Genomic DNA, 14,842 nt, shown 5'->3' on the forward strand with positions numbered 1-14,842 from the left:
AATACAATTCGATATATGCTATAATAGCTGTAAAAGGATGTGATTAGCATGAAACAAGTCGGCAACCAACTGCGCACTTTGCGCCACAGTCTATCTCTGTCCCAAGCAAAGCTGGCGGAGCTTTTGGGCATCACCCAGTCCAGCCTTAACCGCTACGAAAACGGACAGTCCACCCCGACGGTTGAGCTGTTTCGCAAGTATGCGGACTTCTTCGATGTTTCTATGGATTACATCTTTGCACGCTGTGACGAACCGCAAGGGAAGTTGTATCACTATCAGCCGAAAGTATGGAAAAACGCAGCTGAGATGGAACAGTTTGTGGAAATGTGCTTTGATCCTAAATCGCCTTACTACAACCGCATGAAAGAATCCGTTTTGAGAATGTTTTTGGAAAATACCGATGATTAAGGGGGTGTCAGCGTGAACGCCGTGATTTATGCCCGTTATTCCAGCGAGGGACAGCGAGATGAGAGCATTGACGGTCAGATCCGAGAGTGCATGGAATATTGCAAGCAGAACGGTATGACTGTAGTGAAGGAGTACATTGACCGCGCCCTTTCTGCCAAAACAGATAACCGCCCCGACTTCCAGCGGATGATCAAGGACAGCGCCAAGGGGCTGTTTGATGTGGTTGTGGTCTGGAAGCTGGACCGTTTTGCCCGCAACCGTTACGACAGCGCCCATTATAAGGCAGCCCTGAAAAAGAACGGAGTACGGGTAATTTCGGCCAAAGAGAATATTGCCGATGGGCCTGAGGGCATTATCTTGGAATCCATGCTGGAAGGGATGGCAGAGTACTATTCCGCTGAGCTTTCCGTAAAGGTCATCCGTGGCCACACAGAAAATGCGCTCAAGTGCAAGTACAATGGCGGCACGCCCACATTTGGCTTTGCCATCGACGCAGACAAGCACTACCAGCCGGACCCGATCACCGCCCCCGTTGTGCTGGACATTTTCAAAATGTATGACACCGGCTCCACCATGAAGCAGATTGTAGACTACCTGAACGATCTGGGTGTGACTACGGTGCGTGGCCGACCGGCTGACCTGAACTTTATCTCCGGGATTCTACATAACCGAAAGTATCTTGGAGAGTACAAGTACCGGGACATTGTGGTGCCCAACGGTATCCCTGCCCTGGTTCCGGCAGACCTGTTTGAGCGTGTGCAGGATCAGATGAAGAAAAATAAAAAAGCCCCAGCCCGGCATAAGGCTGAGGACGACTACCTGCTGACAACCAAGCTATTCTGTGGTACCTGCAAGGCCATGATGGTGGGCGAAAGCGGTACAAGCGGCACCCAAGGGAGAAAATACCACTATTACCGCTGTGTCAACAGCAAAAAGAGAAAAATCTGCACCGCCAAGCACAAAAGTGTTCGGAAAGAACCTCTGGAGCAGGCCGTGGTCAGTTCCGTCATGCGGAATATCATGGATGATGCCTTTGTTGAGTATTTTGTAGATCAGGCACTGGCCTTGCAAGGGCAAGAAAGTAATGAGCTGCCCTCCCTGCGTCGGCAACTGGCAGATACGGAGAAAGCAATCGACAATATGCTCAACGCTATCCAGGCAGGAATTTTCAATGCCTCCACCAAGCGCCGTTTGGACGAGCTGGAAGCCACCAAAGAAAAGCTGGAGCTGAGTATCATCAAGGAAGAAATGAAAAAGCCTCAGTTCACCAGAGAGCAGATTCAGTTCTACATCCTCCAGTACCGTAAAGTGGACACCAATACCTTGGAAGGTCGCAGACGGCTGATTGATGGCTTTGTTAACAGTGTGGTGGTCTATGATGACTATATTCTCGTAACCTTCAACTACAAGGAGGGTGCGGAGCGGATCACCTTTGAACAGATTGAACGTTCGGATTTATCATCTCTCGGGGGACCATACTTTGTGGTCACCTTGGAGAACAAGGTGGTCTGAGGAACACCCCTGATTTATCAGGGGTGTTCCTCGTTTTTTCTCTAATATGCTAGTTAGAAAAGCACCGTGAACGATTGAAATTGCACCAATATTTTGAGGAGACAAATAGTAGCTACATTTTCTGATTTTAGGTGGATGTTACTTTTCTCACGCGAAAACCTATGCTTTCAAAAAGTGGTGCAACCTCACAGATGCACCACTTTTATTTTTCCCATTCACAAGGATACGTACAGACAGGAAAAAGCGCCGCAGCAGTCGGAAATTATAATTCAGATTGCCTGCGACGCTTTTATTTGTAATGTGCTATGGTAGTGTACGATCAGATTATGACTTCTGCTTCTCTACCATCAATCATGTGAAAAATCAGCCGTCTATCTGGATAAACCATAACGACTTCCACCATCTCATTCCAAAGGTTTTCATGAGATTGGCCACCCCTGATGCCAAGTTCCTGACAGATGCGCTCAAACGCCATCTCGATTTCAATTTCGCGCAAGATTGGTGTCTTGCACTTTTCGGCACCGGCATAGCGGCGGTTGCAGTACCAGATATCGTAACGCTTCGTGTTTTCGCGGTTGTGCCAGACTTTGTGCCCATAAAAGCCGCCGCAGTCTGCACAAATCAACTTATTGCTAAGCGGGCTATTATCCCGAAACCGTGCCTTGTATCCTCGCCGGTGCTCCAACCTCTTCTGAACAAGGTCGAAAATCTCTGGAGAAATAATTGGTTCGTGCGAATTCTCAATGTGGTATTGTGGCAATTCGCCGTCATTTTTCCTCGTTTTCTTGCTGAGATAGTCCACTGTGTAGCTCTTTTGCAGCAGAGCTTCTCCCTTATACTTCTCGTTTCTGAGGATATTTTCAACTGTAGATACTGGCCATCGCGACTTGCCTGTTGGCGTTGGAACTCCTTGCTCGGTCAGGTAATCGGCAATGTGACGGATTGATTTTCCAGACAGAAACATATCATAGATCTGTCGGACGATCGCAGCTTCCTCCTCAACGATTTCCGGATAGCCATCTGCTCCTTTTTTGTAGCCGAGAAAGTGCTTGTAGGGCAGAAATACTTTTCCATCTCTCATGCTTTTCTGTTGCCCCCAGCGGACATTCTCGCTGATAGATCGGCTTTCCTCCTGCGCCAAAGAGCTCATAATGGCAAGCATCACTTCACATTTGGGGTCGAGCGTATGTAAATTCTCTTTTTCAAAGACTACCTCTACACCTACACCCTTGAGCTCCCGTACGGTTTGAAGTGTATCAACCGTATTTCGGGCAAAGCGGGAAATGGACTTGGTCAGGATTAGATCAATACCACCCTCTAAGGCAAGGCTGATCATCCGATTAAAGCTCTCTCGGTTTTTCGTGTTCGTGCCGGTAATACCTCGGTCTGCGAACACTCCAACGAACTCCCAGTTAGGATTGCTCTGGATATGGCGGGTGTAAAAATCCACCTGTGCCTCATAACTGGATTCCTGTTCATCCTGCTCTGTAGAAACACGAGCGTATGCGGCAACACGCAGGCGTTGGCCAACAGCTTCCTCCGCTTTCTGTATTTTTGATTTTAGCGCAGGTACAACCGTGATCGTTCGTTCTTTCTTCATTGTTCCTCCTTGTGATATCGCTGGAGAGTCCGTTCCCGGGCTCTCTGTTTCATTTCCGGTGTCCAGCTCAGGCTCCGTGATGGATGCTCCCAGAACACATCTACCTCTGATTCGTCTCTGAGGATGAAGGTCAGATGATTGTGCTCCGGCACAAAAATCTCCTTAATCCTCTCCTCCAGAAGCCCCCGGTCTACTTTATCGACCTCCAAGACCTCCTTTGTTTTACTGATCAGGATGTCCTCTGGAATCTTTTGTGAGGGACACACGGCTTTCCCAAAGCTGTAAAAGCTAGGACACACCCAAACCGCTTTGTCGTATTGTTTTAGGTTTGTGCGGTGATATCCATATAACCGCCCACAACAGCCACAGCGGATTAGGCCATGAAACAGGTGGTACGGTCTAATTATTTCTGTGCCTTTCCTGTTGCCTGGGATTGCTCTTGCCTGCAGCTCAGCCTGAACGGAGTCAAAGGTTTCCTGGTCAATAATCGCTTCATGACTGTTGCTGACATAATAAACTGGTCTTTCTCCACGATTCATTTGGCTTCTTTTGGCTCGAAAATCTGGACAAAAGGTTTTTTGTAACACCATATTTCCGGTGTACTTTTCATTAGTGAGTATTTTCCTAATCGAAGTTCTTGACCATGTGTTCCCGTTATCCGGTTGGACGCCTTGCAGAATCAGCTTTTTTGCGATTGCATGCTGTCCCATACCCGAAAGATAGTCGGCAAAAATTTGGCGCACAATGGCCGCTTCCTCCGGAATGACCACCAAATCTCCGTCAATGAATCGATAACCTAACATTTTCCCTCCCCAAGGTTCGCCGTTCTGAAATCTTTTCTGAATACGCCATCTTTGATTTTCGCTGGCAGAGCGTGCTTCCTCCTCTGCATAGATAGCCAGCAGAGAAATCATTAACTCGCCATCTGGGCTGATGGAATGCATGTCTTCTTTCTCGAAATAGCAGTCGATACCCAGCAGTTTCAATTCGCGGATTGTCTGTAAAAGTACTACAATGTTTCGGGCAAAGCGTGTAATAGATTTTGTAACAACAAGATCAATTTTTCCATCCCGGCAGTCCCGCAGCATTCGCTGGAACTCTGGTCGGTTATCTGTTGTCCCGGAAATTCCGTTGTCAGAATAAATTGAGATCAAGTCCCAATCTGGGTGTACCGCTACATAATCGCGGTAATACTCGATCTGCGCCTCCAATGAGTGGAAAGCGGCATCTTTATCAGATGACACGCGGGCATAGGCCGCCACACGAATTCTTTTTTGTTCTTTCGGCTTTGCCGGTATCTTTGTTATTTTCACAGTTTGTACCTCCTGACGCTATTCATCACTCAGATCTCGAAAACAATCCAGTCTATTTTGCAATAACCTTCCTCCGCGCTTTCCACCACTCGATGCGGCAGAATTCCGAACAGAAATTCTGACCCTTCCGACCGTCAATGATCTTGTGACAATACCGGCAGATCGGCGCATTCAGCTTCTCCGCCTTTGTTTTCCGCAAGCCGGTCGCTCCGAACCCTTTGCGTCTACAAACAGACTTTACGGTATTGGGAGACAATCCAAGCTCCCGGCCAATAAAGCTGTACGGATAATTTTTCCGCCGCAGAGCGGCAATCTGTTCTAATTGTTGTCCCGTCATTGTTTCTCTCCTTTCCCCGACAATATCTTTCGCTTGATCGGTGACCTGCGTGTCTGTTGCCACCCTGCAATAGACCGCAACTCGTAAACTTTTCTGATTCAGGTAGTCGTTACGCATGCTGCGCCTCCTTAGAAAATCCCCGGCCCGTAATGAGCCGGGGATTCGTAATGTACGCCCACTCAGATTTTGCGGATATGATCCTCGCCATAGACAACGCCAAGGCCGGAGCCACAATCCCAGTTGACGAATATGGTGCCGGTGTCGTCCACCATGGAAACCGTTCCACGGTCACCGGGCTTCAGCTTCGTGTAGGGATCGTTCATGTTGATCAGCTCCACCCGTGTGCCTTGGGGGTAACTTTTCCGCAACTGCTCCACGATATCTCTGCTTGGCAAACCAATCATTCAAACTCCTCCTCTTCATCCGGAACCGGAACCTCTGCAATCGGGAAAACGTCATAATTGCCGTTTCCTCCAAGTGCCTGACGCAGTTCCGCCTGTTTCTGTGGTGTCAGGTCATCCCAAAAGATCGGGATGACCTCGTGGCAGAAGAGCCTCATGAACTTTTGCTTAATCGCAAACATTGGCTTCCTCCTTCTCCGCAGTTTCAGCTTTGCCTTTCGGCGGTGCGCCGTAACGCCAGCCGCTGTTGCCGGTGAGATGCTTCATCATCAGCTTTCTCGCCAGCGCAAACGCAGCGCCTTTCATCCCCAGGCGCACCATGAAGATACGCATGGCGAAGCGGTCGTTGTCGCCGTCGTAGGGCTTGTCCAGAATGCGGGTCTGCTCACTGGCCATCTGGCAGAGGGCCGTGATGAACTGCGCGTAAGCAGCCGCCTCGCCATCTACACCCGTGAGGGTGAACCACGGGAAAGCAACCTCTTCCTCCGTGACTTCAATAGGCAGAGCGTCGGCAATCACGGCGCGCCTGAACAGCATCTCCTTGTTGGAGACGATCAGCTTCAATCGTTCCAGCGCATCGTCCGTAAGGGTTTTGCGCGGAATGCTGACGGTGAGCTTGTTGCCCTCCGCCTCAGCAACGGGAACATCCTCCGCTGTGCCATCCGGAGCGTCATCGCTGCGGACGGCAGAAACCTCGGGTTCCTTTTCAGTGTCATTCTCATCATTGGGAAGATTTTCGGATACCTCCGGGGCATCATCGGCCTCATCGGGTTGGGCGGGATCCGCTTCGCCCTCTTCCGCCGTATCGGGCCTTTCCGCGCCCTCTGTGGCCTCCATAGCCTCCGCCTCGGGTTGGGCGGAGGCTGCGGCCTCCGGCGCGACGTCGGGCGTTTCTGCCGGGATTTCGGCGGGGGCGTCCTCTTTGGGAAGATCCGCCTGCGCCTCACCCTCCGGGATAAAGCCCCGTTCTTTCAGCTTCTCAACCACCAGGGCAACCGCCTCCTGCGCCAATGCAGGCGGGTAAAAGATCACGCCGTTTTTATCCACGGTGTAATCGCCCACACGATAGGCAAAGGTCGGCGCTCCGGCATAGGCCGCTTCGGAGAAGGTGATCTCGGAGAGCGCCTCTACCAGCGCCTTGCGTTCTTTTCCTGTAACACGAAAATTGATGTTCATTATTAACCTCCATTTCTTTTGTGTAAATCATTCGTACTCCAGCACATCGTCATCCGTCACAAGGAAGTGACGCTCGGTCAGAAACGTGCCTCTCCAGATCTCCTGCTCCGGCAGGGATTCGCAGAAGCGAATGACCGCCCGAGCCAGCCCTTTGTGCGCGCCCTTCGGGAACCTGTCCCAGCCGCGCTCATAGGCCGCGATCTCACCGGAAGCCTGTTTGCCGCGAATGTGCAGCTTGATCACCCTGCCGCAGTCGATCCCGAAGCCGGAATTTTCGTCACAGACCTTTGCTTCAAAGGGATAATCGTCTACTGCACCCAGCAGCCAAATGCCGTCCTCGGTGTGAACCGTGATTTTATGATCTGCCATCGCCGCCTCACTCCTCGGAGCCGGTCATAATGAAGTGCCAATATTCTTTGCTGTGCTCCTCCAGATAAATGACCAGCTCATAGTAGCCTTCGCGGTTGGCAATGTACTGCACCATACGGGTATCGATCATATTGGTCTCGCCGCTGTCGCGAATCGCCAGAATCTGCTCCCTGATTTTCTCTGTCATAGTAAATTCCTCCTTCAAGTGTGTACACAGTAATAGAGGCACGGGTAGCCATTCCTGACTCCTTCATGCAGAATCAGGCCGCCGTTTTTGGGGCAGCCGCTCTTCGTGGTAAAGAAAAAGCTATCTTTGCCATCCGGATACAAAGTCACCGTCTCATTCGCCCAGCGGAAGCAGTCCCGCAGCCCTTTGGACAGAGCCCGACGCTTCTGCTTGTCCTTGACGATCTCTCGGATCGTTCTGGCAGCATGACAGGTGATGATCCTGGCACAGGGCTCAGGTGGGATATACAGATACTTTTGCGTCTCTCCGTCATCCAGAACCAGCTGGACTGAAAGAAGCGGGATCGTGATATCCTGCCGGAAGCCTTTTACGCTGTCGTCTCCGCAGGTGCTCAGCCACGCAAAGGAAAATTGCAGGCTGTCTACTCCGCGCACGATCTTGACGTAATCGCCGCAATCGGACTCAAACTTCACTGCGCCAATCTCTGCCTCCAACAACCACCGCAGGATAACCTCCTTGATGAGGAATCTGCCGTGGCTGCCGTGTTTTCGGCAGTAGGTCTTTACCCCGACAAACTGATTGCTCCTGACGAGCTTCACCAGTATGTTGGGGGAAAGCTCATGCCAGGGCGCTTTGCGTAAAATACGCTCGGCAGGCTGTTCTGTCTCCCATCCGGGAACCTCAGCCAGCTTGTCGTATTCGTCCGCAATTTGCTCCAGCCAGCGTTCCAGATCCTCCAGAGATTGGCCCGTCCAGCGCGGTGCGCCGAAGGGCTTTTCATAGGTGCCGTCGCCGTATGCGGTGAGCTCCAGTGATTCATCGGTTACGATGAACTTGCCCTTGTAGGCATAGAGGAACATTACGCCCTCCATGTACCGGATCACCCGCCACGCTTTATGACTAAAGGTGCCGGGAAACCGGAGCTCAATGGCGGTCACCGCCGCCTGTGGATCATTCCGGTCAATTCCGGGATTGATCTGCTTGGCAAAAGGAATGACCTGATGTTTCAAGATCGGCACCCCCTTTGCGCTTCCGGCCAACGGTTCTGCCATTTGCAAACAGGATCGCGTTCTACCATTTACTCCTTCACCTCCAGTGTGATGGGGTGGTCGTATGTACAGGCTCTGCGATATACGCAGAAAACTCCGTACATCGCGGCCATGCTGTTTGTGAGTATCCTCGCAGATTGCTAAGGTGCTTCCGGGCCTGGCCCGGACTGATGCGGCGCTTGCCGCAGGGATGGATGTTCCTCCTTTCTCAGTTAGATTTGATATTGTCGTGGTACCCCTTAACGGGGCAAGTCGTTTTGTTTGGGACAGGGGCTTGGGGTATGCAAGCGGAAAGACATGGAAGCCCGCTGAAGCTGGGATGTTGGTTTTAATCCATTTTTGTGTTAAGGCTCCGCCTTGCCGGTGAGAATGAATTGCATGTACTCTTTGGGGCTTTCCTCAAGGAACACCACCAGCTCGTAAAACTCCATCTCATGGGCAATCCGTTGTACCGCAGGCACATCAAACATGTTGCTGCGCCCGGTATCTCGGATCGCCAGAATTTGCTTTCGTATTTCTTCTGTCATGCGATTCCTTTCGTAAAAGTTGATGAAGATGCACTCCGGCCTCAGCTTCACTCGCAGCCCCCGCTTACATACCACAAACCTCCATCGGCGCAGCCGACTGGCGTCATGGTGTCCCCGGCCCAGAATGGGCCGGGGGTGTGTAAGGTGCTTAACCGTAGATCACGTCGCTAAACAGCGCATACTGGATGATCATGTCGGCGGCCAGCGCGTCTATGTCACCTGTGTCCAGCTGTCCGGCGTCTGTAAGGGTAAAAGCTCGCTCGTTCTCAATCCACAGACGGACGCCGTTTAAGAATTTGTCCAGCGTCAGCTCATAGACGGAATCCGCTTCGCTGTCATGGAGCCGCAAGGTGCCGCCTCGGGAAATCTGCTCACTGGCATACTCGCCCAGATAATCGCCGACTACTTCGGCCCGGCAGCACCAGTAGGTGATGCCGCCGTCCAGCACCGCGCTCATGATGTCGTCGATATCCTGATCGGTGACGACAAAATTGATAACGGCAGAGATACTGTGCCTGCTGATCTTGCTCACAGTGCGCCTCCTTAGCCCACGCGGATGAATCCGCCTTCGTCTGTTTTCGTAAGCTGAATACTGCCGAACTCGGACAGTCCTCCGTCGCCGCGATTGACCGTGTAAGAGAGCGGATAGCCCTCCTTCAGATCGGCCAGATCCATCGGCCATTCCTCGGTGTACTGCCCCACATAGAGCAGGGAGTCCAGATCGCCAAGGATCGTGTGGACCCGCAGAATCAGGTAGACCAGCGCGTGATGCTTCTGCTCAAACTGCCGGACCATCTCCGTGTCCTCCGCGCTGAGCTCGGGGTAGGTCTTCTGGAAGGTGCAGATATGTACCTTGCCGTCTTCCTCGAAGTCGCGGATAAAATCTTCCCGCAGCCCCATCAGCCGCATCCGCTTCAACGCCTCAGCCTTCTGCTTCTCGCGTAAGATCTCGCTCATGTTCACGTCCTCCTTTATCTGTCTGTTTCTTGGATGTCGATAATACGGATCGTCCGCATCGCCAGATCCACCGGCTCGGTTGTGATGCGCAGCGGCGCAGCATCCTCCCGGTCTGCACGGAACACAAAGTTTCCGACATGGGCGATGCTCTTGACTTTAAAATGTGCTTCCAGAGCGTTCCGCAGCCCTGAACCGTCGTTTGCGACCCTGAGCCCAATCAGGTCATGGGTGTCCATTTTCGGTCAACCTCCCTTCATTTAGTTTGTATTCGTGGTACCCCTTAACGGGGCATGATGTTTTGTTTCCCGCGTCCGGTATGCGGGGGCTTGGCACAGCCCGTCAGGGCAACTGTCAGGCGGCATCCGTGCAAGGCCAGGGCTCTCTGCTGTGCTTTCTCTTTGTTTTTTGATGATGTTTGTTTTAAGCAGCGGCACAAGGCTCATCTGGACGTCGGTTGGGTTCCTCAGATATGACAGTCCACAATGACCATGTACCAGTGGTTTTCCTGTGCTGGCTCCAGAAACCGTTTGTGGTATTCCTGTTCCCATTTGCGACGAACTGCCGGGCTTTCTGAAGAAAAGCCGAACCAGCCCATCTCGCCGACCGCATGCCATTCCCCATCGGGTGTCACCACTGCGTAGGTATGAAAGGTCGTGCAGCGCCGGATATACTCATCCTCATTGCGATAAGTTGCATCGATACGCTCCTCCGTCCAAAAGGGATCTTTTTGGATCTCTTTGTATGGCGTCAGGGTTTTCCGTTTCCATTCGCGCATTCGCTCAAAATCGATATCGCGGACATACGCACCGTCATAGTGTTCCGATGGTTCTGTAAGCAGACTGGGTGTGCCTTTGAATCCGGTCTTACCTTGCTTTAGAATGAGACTCCCTTGCCATCGGCCACCGATTTGGTACCAGTCCCATTTGGCGTCTGGGTTGAATGTCTCATACAAGTCGCCTGCTTCATTCAGAAGTCCCTCGGATAAAAGCCTTTTTTTATCGTCGCCAAGGTAGCTCTCATAGAGCTCCTCGTCAGACCATTTCAGACGCTGCGGCAAAGACTTTATGTATCCAAGATGATGCGGATTCGGATGCTCTGCTTCATAAGCTTTCGGATTTTTCTTCCATGCACTGTATTCTTCTTTATAATCCCTTCGCAGGATTTCCCGTTGGTCCTGGATGATCTCAGCCTTGGTCTTGGAAAGCTCCTTCTTCACCGGCAGAGCCTCATCGTAAGGGGCCAGTAACCGATTCACGGTTTCTGTTAAAGAATTGCCATCGTACAGGAAAACAGCTACGCTATAATGGCTCATAGGCTGGCTCCTCTGTGTGCCAGCGGATTCGCCGGATTGGTTGCTTTGTGTGATTTGCTCATGGTATCTCTTTCATCATTAACTTTGATAACTGAGCAGAGCGCCATGTCCCTTATGGAGCCGCCAGCCAGCAGCCTGCCGCCTGTGCCAAGCACCCGCATACCGGAGGGCGCGGATACTTATTGCCGGGTCACACTGTCTGCCGAACCGGAAATGCTGCTGCGCAGCTGCTGGAGTTCTGCGATGTACAGATCGATTTGCTTGATCAGCAGATCGTCGCAGCTGCCCCCAAAGCGGCTGGCATAGAAGCGCAGATCCGCCAGCTTCTCCATTGCCTCATCGAAGAAAACCTTGTTCTTTTCCAGGGCCGCTTTCGCCATGGATTTCAGATCTGAAGATGCCATATCTGTCCCTCCTTATCATGGTTCCGACTTGCACAGCCCAAGCCTCTGGTCTAAAAAATGTGAAAAAGGTAGCAGCATCACTTGAGAAAGTGTGCGCCAATCATATGTTGCGGTTAGCCAAAGGCTTGAGCAGTGCAAGCCGGAGTCCGGTGCCTAATGCAGCTCTATCCCGTCGGCTCCCGTTTGGATCAGACCGCCAAATTCCTCGGCGGTAATGACGGCAAACATGTTGGGAGCATTGGGGAAGCTTTCATCCAGCGCCGCGATCAGCTTTTGCTTCCGATCCTCCTCCGGCACAATCCAGACAGGGATCGGAAAGACGCCCCCGTTTTGGCGCTGCTCGATGTTGGTAGCCAGGTACTGGTAGTAGCGTTTGCACTTGTCCAAAAGCACAGGAAGCGCCTCGGTGTTGAGATCGATTTCGATGAACCATCTGTCCTCGTACTCGCCGTTACAGACCACGGCGGCGAGATCCGGTTTCAGCTGAAAGCGGTGATGGTCGCAGGTATAAGGCCGCCAGCAGTCCGGCTCCCACTCCACAGATTTCAGCTGGAGCTTTTTGCCGCCCCTGCTGATTTCCACCAGCTGTACATAGCATTCCGCGATGGCCAGCGTGTGCCGGATATGGACATAGGACGGCTCCAGATAACGATGGGACCGCCGGGAGCTTTCCAGCCCATCCCTGGCGTTTAAAAACCGCTGTCCGGCCTCGGTCAGGCACCAGATCAGGGACGAAGATCCCGCCCGGGCTCCTCCGATCCGGCGCTGGAAGGTCTTGACCAATCCGTAGGACTTCAGCTTCCGCATGGTGTTGGCGGCGTTGCGTATGGCGCCGCTTTGCGATTTGACGACCGGAACATGCAGACGCTGGATCTGTCCCGTCAGCAGATACTTGGCAGATCTGAGGGAGTCCAGGATCTCCAGATCCCGGGGGACGAGCCACTCCAGCAGGCCAAGGAGCTGTCCTTGACTCAACTTGCTGATGGCCTCCGCCTGGGGAGTGGGGAGAGGATCCGCCAAAAGGCGGTAATCCTCTTTTCCCTTAAAGCGCGCATCCGCCGGTAGCTTGGGGATTTGTGGGGGCGTTTCACCGCTTCGATTGGTATAGCGGTCGGTGCTCATATCTTCCTCCTTCCCAAAGCAGTGTCGTTCAGATCCGGCTGAATCTCCTCCTCCGATTCCTTCAGCAACTGGATAAAGTCCCGATCCACAGTCTCTGCCGGAACGCCATATCTGCTCTGACAGCGGGCGCAAAGCTCCACGGAGCTGCAGATGGCAGGTTCCGGTGGAAAGGTAGTCCCCCGAATCCAGCCGGTGGCTTTGCCGTCCGATATAAAGTTGGTGTAGACCTCATAGCGCGGCAGGTTCATAAAATCCAGTGCCGCAAGCTCTGGAGCCATACTCGCCATCTCCTTTGCGTCCGAGGAATTCAGGCCAAAGACAATCTTGTTCCGCGCATTGGCGTCAATGCCCGCACGCAGTTCTGGTGACAGCTGCGCCCGGTATTGGTGCGCCATGGTGATGCCAACGCCTAAGCCTCTGGCCTGCGCCAGTGCGTCCGACAGGTCGGTTGGGAGCCGCAGATAGTCCTGGAGCTCGTCGATATACAGGGACACGATGTGCCGCCGTTCCGGGGGCAGTTTTGCCCGCGAGAGCGCCAGCGTCCATGTCAGTCCGACGATCAGAGATCCGAGCAGCTTCGCGGATTCCGAGCCGATGCTTCCTTTATTGAGCGGAACCAAAACCACCCTGCGATGGTAAAACAGGTCGGTCAAATGGAATCTGGGTTCGCTCTGTCCCAGCACGCTTCTCAGCCCTGGGCGGTATAGAAACTGCCGCATCTTATTGAGCACGGGAGCAATCTCCTGCTTGCGCTCCGTATCCCGCATGGCGTCATAACTTTTCCAAAAGGGTTTCAACACCACTTCATCCTGGAGCTTGTCCGTGATCCTATGGCGAAAACTCTCGTTGGTCAAAAGCGCCGGAAGCCACAACAGCGACGCACCTTTCGTGTGCATCAGGGTGAGCAGTGCCGCACTCAAAACGTCCTGGCTGCGGATGCCCCAGTTCTCTGAAAAGATCTCCTGAAACACCGCCAGCACCGCGTCGGCAATCAAGGTTGGATCGCCGGGAAGAGCCAGCGGATTGAAGCCCACGGGGCAAGCGTCTGACGGGTCAATGATCACCACATCGTCCTGCCGATCTTCGGGGATCCGCTCCAAAATTCTGTTTACGAGATCAGCCTTGGGGTCGATGACAAGGGTACTGCGACCGGCACGGATATCTGCCAAAATGAGATGTTCCAGCACAGTCGACTTCCCGCAGCCAGTGGGGCCTATCAGGATACTGTGCTGCAAGCTATCCTGAGGACTAATAGACAGGCACTGGCTGCCGCTTGGCACCATGCTCTTGGCAAAGCTGCGGTCATACAACCAGTTGGTCGGCTCCTGATACCATGCAGGGGGAAGGGTAAGTTTTGGATGCAGGCCGCTGGTGCCGGGAAGCTCGTCTTCGCCAAAGGGGAGCAGCATAAAGCTGGTCAGCTCTTTCACCGACAGGCGCAGCGGAAAGTGCCACGGCACCTTTGCGCTGATTAAGTGCTGGGGCTTGTCCGGCAGCGTGTGCATCCGCGTTCCCACCGACTCCAGTGTGCGGAGCGCGTTGAGGATCGTGTTGATCCGACTCTGCGCTCGGTCGCCGGATACGCCAATGCGAATATGCACTTCAAAGCAGTGCTGCTCGTTCTTCTCCCGGATCGACTTCTTGGTTTCCACCGATGCCTCGTCGACTCCAAATATGATGGCCTTAAGCCATGACACATGGGGGTCCGGTATGTGTTTGGGCGTGGGCTGTGGCCGGAAGGATTTCCCCAGCACAATCTGCATGACGGATTCATCCTCACCGCGAACCGCCGCAAGTGCCGCGAGCCCCGCACGGATGGTGGATGAGATTGTGTCGGTGCTGAGAGACAGGCCGGTATGGGAAATTACCAGCTGCCGCGCCGCGCTGACAGGAGCGCGGTGGTAGTCCTCGAGCGGATAGAACCGGATGTCTCCGTGTGCTTTCATCACGCTTTCGATCCTGCGGATGTACGCGGCGTCTGCACCGATGATGTGCTTGACATATCCGCCGTGGCCCCTGGCCTCCCAGATGATTGCACCGCGTGGAATGGTGGAAGCAAGGTGCGAGAGAATGTTGCAGACCTGCTCCTGCGTGTAGGGACGCTGCCAATGCAGCTCCCTCCATACCAGTTGGTAAAATGATCGTTTAGCCATGTGTGCCCTCCTTTT

19 protein-coding genes are annotated in these 14,842 nt (G+C 53.0%); 2 read left to right on the forward strand and 17 right to left on the reverse strand.

All coding sequences use genetic code 11. The features are described from left to right. The first annotated feature begins 48 nt into the window (after nucleotides 1-48). Nucleotides 49-408: a helix-turn-helix domain-containing protein gene (locus tag H7U37_RS02200; RefSeq protein ID WP_204873246.1), complete on the forward strand. Its 360-nt coding sequence runs from the start codon at nucleotides 49-51 to the stop codon at nucleotides 406-408. A 12-nt stretch (nucleotides 409-420) separates the two neighbouring features. After that, nucleotides 421-1,920, forward strand: coding sequence for a recombinase family protein (locus H7U37_RS16155; protein ID WP_204873248.1), 1,500 nt, complete (start codon nucleotides 421-423; stop codon nucleotides 1,918-1,920). Between the two features lie 319 nt (nucleotides 1,921-2,239). Here H7U37_RS16155 and H7U37_RS02210 read toward each other — a convergent pair whose 3' ends face one another. From H7U37_RS02210 to H7U37_RS02290, 17 genes are all read right to left on the reverse strand, one after another. After that, a complete protein-coding gene (locus tag H7U37_RS02210; protein WP_204873249.1) occupies nucleotides 2,240-3,520 on the reverse strand; it encodes a recombinase family protein in 1,281 nt (426 codons plus the stop codon). Then, entirely contained in the window at nucleotides 3,517-4,833 is a 1,317-nt protein-coding gene (locus H7U37_RS16160) for a recombinase family protein (protein WP_204873251.1), read from the reverse strand. Before H7U37_RS16160 ends, H7U37_RS02210 begins: the two co-directional genes overlap by 4 nt. A 52-nt stretch (nucleotides 4,834-4,885) precedes the next feature. Continuing rightward, nucleotides 4,886-5,287 (reverse strand): hypothetical protein, encoded by a 402-nt coding sequence (locus H7U37_RS02220; protein WP_204873253.1) that lies wholly within the window; start codon nucleotides 5,285-5,287, stop codon nucleotides 4,886-4,888. A gap of 62 nt (nucleotides 5,288-5,349) precedes the next feature. Continuing rightward, nucleotides 5,350-5,574 carry a DUF4314 domain-containing protein gene (locus tag H7U37_RS02225; protein ID WP_087396994.1) on the reverse strand — a complete coding sequence of 75 codons (225 nt, stop codon included), beginning with the start codon at nucleotides 5,572-5,574 and terminating at the stop codon, nucleotides 5,350-5,352. Beyond that, complete coding sequence (locus H7U37_RS02230) at nucleotides 5,571-5,753, reverse strand: hypothetical protein (RefSeq protein WP_204873255.1); 183 nt, start codon at nucleotides 5,751-5,753, stop codon at nucleotides 5,571-5,573. The genes H7U37_RS02225 and H7U37_RS02230 overlap by 4 nt, the downstream gene beginning before the upstream one ends. After that, nucleotides 5,740-6,747, reverse strand: coding sequence for a hypothetical protein (locus H7U37_RS02235; protein ID WP_204873256.1), 1,008 nt, complete (start codon nucleotides 6,745-6,747; stop codon nucleotides 5,740-5,742). Before H7U37_RS02235 ends, H7U37_RS02230 begins: the two co-directional genes overlap by 14 nt. A 27-nt stretch (nucleotides 6,748-6,774) precedes the next feature. Next, complete coding sequence (locus H7U37_RS02240) at nucleotides 6,775-7,116, reverse strand: DUF7678 domain-containing protein (RefSeq protein WP_204873257.1); 342 nt, start codon at nucleotides 7,114-7,116, stop codon at nucleotides 6,775-6,777. 7 nt (nucleotides 7,117-7,123) lie between these two features. Further along, a complete protein-coding gene (locus tag H7U37_RS02245) occupies nucleotides 7,124-7,303 on the reverse strand; it encodes a DUF5049 domain-containing protein (protein ID WP_204873258.1) in 180 nt (59 codons plus the stop codon). A 14-nt stretch (nucleotides 7,304-7,317) separates the two neighbouring features. After that, nucleotides 7,318-8,313 carry a hypothetical protein gene (locus tag H7U37_RS02250; protein WP_204873259.1) on the reverse strand — a complete coding sequence of 332 codons (996 nt, stop codon included), beginning with the start codon at nucleotides 8,311-8,313 and terminating at the stop codon, nucleotides 7,318-7,320. Between the two features lie 383 nt (nucleotides 8,314-8,696). Further along, nucleotides 8,697-8,879, reverse strand: a complete 183-nt coding sequence (locus H7U37_RS02255; protein ID WP_204873260.1) for a DUF5049 domain-containing protein — start codon at nucleotides 8,877-8,879, stop codon at nucleotides 8,697-8,699. A gap of 148 nt (nucleotides 8,880-9,027) precedes the next feature. Then, on the reverse strand, nucleotides 9,028-9,411 hold the full coding sequence (locus tag H7U37_RS02260; RefSeq protein WP_204873261.1) for a hypothetical protein: 384 nt from the start codon (nucleotides 9,409-9,411) through the stop codon (nucleotides 9,028-9,030). 11 nt (nucleotides 9,412-9,422) lie between these two features. Further along, nucleotides 9,423-9,836 carry a hypothetical protein gene (locus tag H7U37_RS02265; protein WP_204873262.1) on the reverse strand — a complete coding sequence of 138 codons (414 nt, stop codon included), beginning with the start codon at nucleotides 9,834-9,836 and terminating at the stop codon, nucleotides 9,423-9,425. A 14-nt stretch (nucleotides 9,837-9,850) separates the two neighbouring features. After that, on the reverse strand, nucleotides 9,851-10,072 hold the full coding sequence (locus H7U37_RS02270; protein ID WP_204873263.1) for a hypothetical protein: 222 nt from the start codon (nucleotides 10,070-10,072) through the stop codon (nucleotides 9,851-9,853). 227 nt (nucleotides 10,073-10,299) lie between these two features. Next, nucleotides 10,300-11,148 carry a hypothetical protein gene (locus H7U37_RS02275; protein ID WP_204873264.1) on the reverse strand — a complete coding sequence of 283 codons (849 nt, stop codon included), beginning with the start codon at nucleotides 11,146-11,148 and terminating at the stop codon, nucleotides 10,300-10,302. 179 nt (nucleotides 11,149-11,327) lie between these two features. Then, nucleotides 11,328-11,552, reverse strand: a complete 225-nt coding sequence (locus tag H7U37_RS02280) for a hypothetical protein (RefSeq protein ID WP_204873266.1) — start codon at nucleotides 11,550-11,552, stop codon at nucleotides 11,328-11,330. A gap of 153 nt (nucleotides 11,553-11,705) precedes the next feature. Beyond that, nucleotides 11,706-12,674, reverse strand: coding sequence for a replication-relaxation family protein (locus H7U37_RS02285; protein ID WP_204873268.1), 969 nt, complete (start codon nucleotides 12,672-12,674; stop codon nucleotides 11,706-11,708). Then, nucleotides 12,671-14,827 (reverse strand): type IV secretion system DNA-binding domain-containing protein, encoded by a 2,157-nt coding sequence (locus H7U37_RS02290; protein WP_204873270.1) that lies wholly within the window; start codon nucleotides 14,825-14,827, stop codon nucleotides 12,671-12,673. The genes H7U37_RS02285 and H7U37_RS02290 overlap by 4 nt, the downstream gene beginning before the upstream one ends. Nucleotides 14,828-14,842 lie beyond the last annotated feature (15 nt).

The sequence above is a fragment of the Pseudoflavonifractor phocaeensis genome, assembly GCF_016901735.1.
GTDB lineage: Bacteria > Bacillota > Clostridia > Oscillospirales > Oscillospiraceae > Pseudoflavonifractor_A.

What these genes read in the sequence shown, in the direction of transcription:
- H7U37_RS02200 (WP_204873246.1), top strand. Translation starts at nt 49, where the DNA reads ATGAAACAAGTCGGCAACCAACTGCGCACTTTGCGCCACAGTCTATCT.
- H7U37_RS02210 (WP_204873249.1), bottom strand. Translation starts at nt 3,520, where the DNA reads ATGAAGAAAGAACGAACGATCACGGTTGTACCTGCGCTAAAATCAAAA.
- H7U37_RS02220 (WP_204873253.1), bottom strand. Translation starts at nt 5,287, where the DNA reads ATGCGTAACGACTACCTGAATCAGAAAAGTTTACGAGTTGCGGTCTAT.
- H7U37_RS02225 (WP_087396994.1), bottom strand. Translation starts at nt 5,574, where the DNA reads ATGATTGGTTTGCCAAGCAGAGATATCGTGGAGCAGTTGCGGAAAAGT.
- H7U37_RS02230 (WP_204873255.1), bottom strand. Translation starts at nt 5,753, where the DNA reads ATGTTTGCGATTAAGCAAAAGTTCATGAGGCTCTTCTGCCACGAGGTC.
- H7U37_RS02235 (WP_204873256.1), bottom strand. Translation starts at nt 6,747, where the DNA reads ATGAACATCAATTTTCGTGTTACAGGAAAAGAACGCAAGGCGCTGGTA.
- H7U37_RS02240 (WP_204873257.1), bottom strand. Translation starts at nt 7,116, where the DNA reads ATGGCAGATCATAAAATCACGGTTCACACCGAGGACGGCATTTGGCTG.
- H7U37_RS02245 (WP_204873258.1), bottom strand. Translation starts at nt 7,303, where the DNA reads ATGACAGAGAAAATCAGGGAGCAGATTCTGGCGATTCGCGACAGCGGC.
- H7U37_RS02255 (WP_204873260.1), bottom strand. Translation starts at nt 8,879, where the DNA reads ATGACAGAAGAAATACGAAAGCAAATTCTGGCGATCCGAGATACCGGG.
- H7U37_RS02265 (WP_204873262.1), bottom strand. Translation starts at nt 9,836, where the DNA reads ATGAGCGAGATCTTACGCGAGAAGCAGAAGGCTGAGGCGTTGAAGCGG.
- H7U37_RS02270 (WP_204873263.1), bottom strand. Translation starts at nt 10,072, where the DNA reads ATGGACACCCATGACCTGATTGGGCTCAGGGTCGCAAACGACGGTTCA.
- H7U37_RS02275 (WP_204873264.1), bottom strand. Translation starts at nt 11,148, where the DNA reads ATGAGCCATTATAGCGTAGCTGTTTTCCTGTACGATGGCAATTCTTTA.
- H7U37_RS02280 (WP_204873266.1), bottom strand. Translation starts at nt 11,552, where the DNA reads ATGGCATCTTCAGATCTGAAATCCATGGCGAAAGCGGCCCTGGAAAAG.
- H7U37_RS02285 (WP_204873268.1), bottom strand. Translation starts at nt 12,674, where the DNA reads ATGAGCACCGACCGCTATACCAATCGAAGCGGTGAAACGCCCCCACAA.
- H7U37_RS02290 (WP_204873270.1), bottom strand. Translation starts at nt 14,827, where the DNA reads ATGGCTAAACGATCATTTTACCAACTGGTATGGAGGGAGCTGCATTGG.